Origin of the sequence: Streptomyces sp. NBC_00727 (assembly GCF_045161745.1) — a bacterium.
GTDB lineage: Bacteria > Actinomycetota > Actinomycetes > Streptomycetales > Streptomycetaceae > Streptomyces.
This window is the reverse complement of sequence record NZ_CP108981.1, coordinates 215,965-221,784: the sequence shown is the minus strand read 5'-3', so window position 1 is coordinate 221,784 and position 5,820 is coordinate 215,965. Positions and strand designations below refer to the sequence as shown.

At 71.7% G+C, this 5,820-nt stretch carries 4 protein-coding genes; 2 read left to right on the top strand and 2 right to left on the bottom strand.

Features of this window, described 5'->3' with window-relative positions:
- Positions 1 to 107: 107 nt before the first annotated feature.
- Complete coding sequence (locus OG242_RS01075) at positions 108 to 557, top strand: spore-associated protein (protein WP_405896306.1); 450 nt, start codon at positions 108 to 110, stop codon at positions 555 to 557.
- 85 nt (positions 558 to 642) lie between these two features.
- Here OG242_RS01075 and OG242_RS01070 read toward each other — a convergent pair whose 3' ends face one another.
- A complete protein-coding gene (locus OG242_RS01070) occupies positions 643 to 3,840 on the bottom strand; it encodes a TIM-barrel domain-containing protein (RefSeq protein ID WP_405901478.1) in 3,198 nt (1,065 codons plus the stop codon).
- A gap of 302 nt (positions 3,841 to 4,142) precedes the next feature.
- Between OG242_RS01070 and OG242_RS01065 the strand changes: the two genes are divergently transcribed.
- Positions 4,143 to 4,871, top strand: coding sequence for an esterase/lipase family protein (locus OG242_RS01065; RefSeq protein WP_405896305.1), 729 nt, complete (start codon positions 4,143 to 4,145; stop codon positions 4,869 to 4,871).
- Between the two features lie 56 nt (positions 4,872 to 4,927).
- Here the strand turns inward: OG242_RS01065 and OG242_RS01060 are convergent, their stop codons facing one another.
- Positions 4,928 to 5,803, bottom strand: coding sequence for an MFS transporter (locus tag OG242_RS01060; RefSeq protein ID WP_405896304.1), 876 nt, complete (start codon positions 5,801 to 5,803; stop codon positions 4,928 to 4,930).
- Between the last annotated feature and the right edge of the window lie 17 nt (positions 5,804 to 5,820).

Below are 5,820 nucleotides of genomic sequence, written 5' to 3'. Positions count from 1 at the left end.
ACGATCACCAATCGGCAGGTCCCCGGCAATCCGCATACAACCATCCGTGTTCCTCGGAGGTCCCAGCAAGTGGGAGCAAAACACTCCTGGAGCTACAAGGGGGAAATATGAGAAACATCCGTACTCTCGCGGCCGCCGGGGCCCTGACCACCCTGATGGCCGGTGCGACGGCCGCCTTCGGCCCGACCGCCTCCGCCGCACCCAACACCACCCCGCAGAAGGTCTGCGGGAGCGCCTACAAGACCGTGAACTCCGCCGCCGTGGGCTCCCTCGGCACGGTCTACCTGACGTACAACGCGTCGAACGGCAGGAACTGTGTGGTGACCATCCGGTCCACTCCGGGCGCGGCGAAGGACATGTCCACGTACATCTACGTCACCGACACGGACGAGTCGGCGGGGGACTACGGGAAGTACACGTCGTACGCCGGTCCGTCCTACGTCTACGGCAAGGGCCACTGCGTCAGCTGGGGCGGCCAGATCGCCAACGTGTACGTGTCCGTGGAGAACTCCAACTGCGCCTCGTTCAAGGAGCAGCGGACCCTCGAAGTCCGCTGATCCGCGCCGCTCACAGGGCCCGCCCCCGACTCCCACCGGGGGCGGGCCACCCAACTCCCTTCTCCGTCCGCCCGCCGGGCCGCTCCTACCAGTACGTGACAGTCAACGGCGCATGGGCGTTGCGCTTCGGCAGGGTGACGGTCAGGGTCTTGGAACCGGCGTCCCACTTGTACGCGTGCGCGGACAGGTGCGCGCCGGTCGCCTCCACCCGCTCGGGCGCGTGGTCGGCCTTGACCGACAGGGTCCACGTACGACTCTTCGCCTGACCCCGGAAGGACCCCTTCGCCCCTCCGACCGACACCGTGTGGCGCCCGCCCGCCTCCTTGTACGAGACCTTCGTCGTAGCGCTCCGGGCCTGGCCCGCGGCACCTCCGTCGTCCTCGTACAGGCGGAACGAACCCGAGCCGCCCGGGGCGATCGTGAGGGTGAGGTCGTCCGCGCCGGCCGCCCCGTCGTGCGCGACGTCCTGCGTGCGGCTCGGCACGATCGCGCCGGCCCGGACGAACACCGGCATGGTGTCCAGCGTGGTCGTCACGTCCTGCGTGGTGCCGCCCTCGTACGTCTTACCGGTGAAGTAGTCGGTCCACCGCCCCGGCGGGAACCACACCGACGTCTTCGTGGACGTACCGGGCGTGGTGACCGGGGCGACCAGCATGTCGGAGCCGTAGAAGTACTCGCTCCCGGCGGTCGCGTACGCCTGCTGTTCCTCCGGGTACTCCAGATACATGGGCCGGACGATCGGCACGCCGGTCCGGTTCGCCTCCTCGGCGAGCGTGTAGGTGTAGGGCAGCAGCTTTTCCCGCAGGTTGAGGAACTTCTTCGCGGACGCCGACGCCTCGGCGCCGTACTGCCAGGGCAGCCGGTCGCTGTGGTTGCTGTGCAGCCGGTCGACGGGCTGGAAGGTGCCGAACTGCACCCAGCGCGCGTACAGGTCGTCGGGCAGCTTCGTCGTGGTGTGCGTGCCGCCGCCGTCGGTGTACGTCTCCGAGCCCTTGAGGCCCGTCGTGTCGTTGTGGCCGCCGATGTCATGGGTGACGTTGGCCATCCCCGTCGCCGCCGACTCGGCCGGTGTGTACCCCACCTCGAACTCCAGGGTGCCCCAGGTGGAGGAGGTGTCGCCGGTGAAGTGGACCGTGGTGCGCTTGTCCGCCCAGGGACCGGTGGGCACGGCCTGCTGGCCGCTGTAACCGGCCGCCTGGAGCGAACCGAAGGCGCGCGAGAGGACGAACGGCCGGTCGAGGTGCTTGCCGGTGGCGTCGGCGTACTGCTGGTTGATCCACGCGTCCGGTGTCACACCCGGCAGCGACGACTGCGCCGCGTCGCAGCACCAGTCCAGCCACCAGAAGTCGTTGCCCTGCTCGTCCATGGTCCGGTGCAGATCCATGTACGCCTTCAGCTGATCGGGGTCGCCGAAGTCGAAGGTGTAGCAGTCCTCACCCGCACCGCCCGCGCAACCACCCTTCCTCAGCTTGCCCTTGGCGGTCTTCTGCGCCTGGGCGAACTGCGGGTCGGCGGCCAGGATGCTCGGGTGCACATTGAGGGTGTTGTGCAGACCCTGCGCCTCCGACCAGTCGAAGAACCCCTTCGGATCGGGGAACTTGGCCGTGTCGATCTCCCAGCCGCTCCAGGCGTTCACGGCCTTGTAGTCGGTGTCCGTCACGAGCACGTCCAGCGGCACGCCCTCGGACCGGAACTTCGGCAGGATCGTGTTCCGGTAGTCCGCGTCGGTGCGGTCGATGTACTCCGAGTACCAGACGCCGTACGCCCAGGAGGGCAGCAGCGCGGGCGGTCCGGTGAGGGTCGCAAGGTCGCCGAGGCCCTGCTTGTAGTCGTGCCCGTAGCCGAAGAGGTAGCCGTCCTGGTACGGGGCGCCGCCGTGCCCGGAGCGCTGGGTCACCTTCCGGGCCGCGGAGTCGTAGAGCGCGGACGGGGTGTCGTCCAGGAGGTACCAGCCGTCCTGGTTGAGGAGGCCGGGCGTGGTGACGGGGGCCGCGCCCTCGCCGGTGACGCCGTCGAGGCCGCGCCGGTAGCCGCCGAGGGCCAGGTGCGGCTGCGGGGCCGGGGCGCCGGTCGCGGCGACGGACACGGTGTCCGCGTTCACATGGCAGCTCTCCGGTTCCGGGCAGGCGAGGGTGACGTCGTTGGCGCCCGCCTTCAGGTGGACGGGCAGGGTGGCCGTGGACCACGTGTCCCAGTCGTCCGTCGCGGGGAACGACAGCGTGCCGGTGGCGCCGCCCGCCGACACGGTCGCGGTGCGCGTGTCGTGCCGGCCGTCGCCGCCCGGGCCGTTGGCGTAACGGACGCGCAGGGTGTACGTGCCGGCCGAGGGGACCTGCACCACACGCGTGGTCAGCGACGAACCCTGGTTGAGCTCCGCGACGAAGCCGTTCCCGGCGAAGCCCTGGTGATCGGTGGCGGCGGCCGCCGTACCGAGGACGCGCCCGGCCTCCGCCTCACAGCTCACCCCGAAACGGCAGTCGGCGATCGCCGTGCTGGACGCGGGCGGGAACGCCTCGCCCTCGCCCAGCAGCGCGACGCTGTCCACGTTGACGCTGCCGGAGTCCGCGGCGCCCCGGGTCAGGCTGACCGTGTGGTGCCCGGCGTCCAGCCGGACCCCGGCGGAGACGGTGTCCCAGGTGTCCCAGTCCGCCGTCGGCGGCAGTGTCACCCGCTGCTCGTTGCCGCCGTCCACCGACAGGGTGAGGGTGCGCGGCTCGCTCTTGCCGTCGCCGCCGCGCGCATTGGCGTACCGCACGGCGAACCGGTAGGCGCCCGCCGCCTTGACATCGATGTCAGAGGACAGGGAGGCGCCGGTGCTCTCGAAACCCGCGGCGAACCCGGCCCCGGTGTAGCCGTCGTGGTCGGACGCCACGGAGACCCCGCCGGCCCGCAGGTTCTCCGCCTCGCAGAGCGCGCCGGGCGCGCAGGGGACGCGGTGCCAGGGGGTGGCGGTCACGGGGGAGCCGCCGGCGTTGAGCCGGACCGACAGGTTGCTCGCGTCGAACGGCCCGGAGCCGACCTTGTACCGCAGCGTCACCGCGCTCGTGGTGAGGGTGAGCCAGCCGCCCGCCGTCTTCGCGGTGTACGCCGCCGGCGCGAAGGAGCCGCGGCCGATGGCGTTGAACGTCGCCTCGTCGGTGAACGCGCCGTCACCGGCGTACTCGGTCCGGATCAGCGTGGGGGACAGGACCTGGAACCGGGCGTCGCCCGAGGTGACCGTCGGAATCCGGTGGCTGTGCGGACCGCCCGCCGACGCAGGACCCGCAGTGCCCGTCACCGTCATGGCCGCGGCGGTCCCGAGGACGGCTGCGGCACCGATCCACCGCCGCAGCCCTCTTTGCCGCCTCGCGGATGGAGGTTTCATGTGCGACTCCGTTCTCACGCCGACCGGCCGGCCCGTCCGCACCGCTCGTTGTGCATCGTTGGAAATGTGCAAGTGGCATGAGAGCACGCCCATGGCGCGGTGTCCATAAGGCCGGCAACGAAGACAAGGCCGGTGAATTAGCCGATGGCGCGGGCGCCCCGGGCCCGGAACCTTGTGCGGGCAGGCAACCCCATCCCCGCGTCCCCCCTCAGGAGTGCCCCATGCGTCGTCGTTCACCGCGCCGGCTCCTCGGCGTCCTCGCGGCCGTCACGGTCGCGTTCACCCTCTTCTCCTCGGCATCCACGGCCGGTGCCGCCGAAACGTCCGCCCCGGTCCGTGCGGCCGCCGTGCAGCCGCTGTCGACCGGCACCCCGGTCGTCTTCGTCCACGGCTACACCGGCAGCGCCTCCAACTGGGTCACCGCCATGAGCGTCTTCCGCCTCAACGGCTGGTCGAGCTCCAACCTGTTCGCGTACGAGTACGACTCGTACGGCGACAACATCACCAACGCGCAGGGCCTCGCCGCCTTCGTCAACGACGTGAAGTCCCGGACCGGCGCGAGCAAGGTCGCGATCGTCAACCACTCCATGGGCGGCCTGGTCAGCCAGTACTACCTGAAGGTCCTCGGCGGCAACACCAGCGTCAGCCACCTCGCCTCCATCGCCGGCGCCAACCACGGCACCACGGCCGCGGGCGCCTGCCTGATCTACACGACCTGCCGGCAGATGTACCCGGGCTCCTCGTTCATCTCACGGATCACCTCAGGTGACGAGACCCCGGGCGACACCCGGTACGCCACCTGGTACTCCGCGTGCGACGGCGTCATCCTCCCGTACACCAGCACCCGCCTGAGCGGGGCGACCAACAACAACGTGCTCTGCCAGAACCACATCGGGTACCTGGCGGACACCGTCGTGCTCGGCCAGGTCGCGCGGTTCATCGCCTCCTGACCCCGCGCGACCCGGCGGGTCCGGTCCCCGGCGCCTCGCCGTCGGGGGCCGGACCCTCACGTGCGCCGACGGGCCCCGCGCAACCGGCCCGAGGCGAGCACCGCCATCGCCGAGGTGGCCGCCGCGGCGACCGCGAAGCCGCCGTGCGCGCCGTACGCGTCCACCACGCTCCCCGCGAGCGCAGCCGCACCGGCCGAACCGGCGGCGCTCGCCGAGTTCAGCCAGGTGAACGCCCGGGTGAGCGCGGCGGGGTGCACCGACGCGGAGGTGAGCACCGCGGAGAGGACCAGGACCGGCGGGACCGCGAGGCCGGTCACGGTGAGCGCGAGCCCCATCCCGGCGAGGGTGCCGACGGTCAGGAGCGGCGCACACGCCACCGCCAAGCACGCGGTGATGCACGCGAGTTGGCGCTCCGGCGTGCCGCGCCACCGGCGCAGACCGTAGAGCCACCCGGCCAGCAGACCGGCACAGTTCGACGCCGCGTACAGCGGTGCGGCCGCACCCGCCGCCCTGTGCTCCACCGCGAAGGCCGTCACCGAGACCTGCATGGCACCGAAGTACAGCCCGAGGGCGAGGTTCACCCCGAACTGCGCCGCGAAGCCCGCCCGCAGCAACGAGCGCCCAGCGTCACGGCGTTCGGCGGCGGCAGCCGGTGCGGGCGCCGTGCGGTGCTGCGCGGCGAGGGCCAGCCCGCCGCCCGCGACCAGGGCCGTGGCCAGCAGCATGCCGTACGCCGGATCGACTTCCGCCCCGACCACGGCGACGAGTGCGGGACCGGCCAGGTAGCACACCCCGTTGGCCAGCGACTCCAGCGCGAAGGCGGTGGGCAGGGCCTCCCGCTCGTCCCGGAGCAGCGCGGACCAGCGCGAGGCGGACAACGCGCCGAGCTGCGGGATGGTGCCGCCCGCCAGCGCCCCGGCCGCCGCGAGCACGCGGTGCGGGGCGCCGG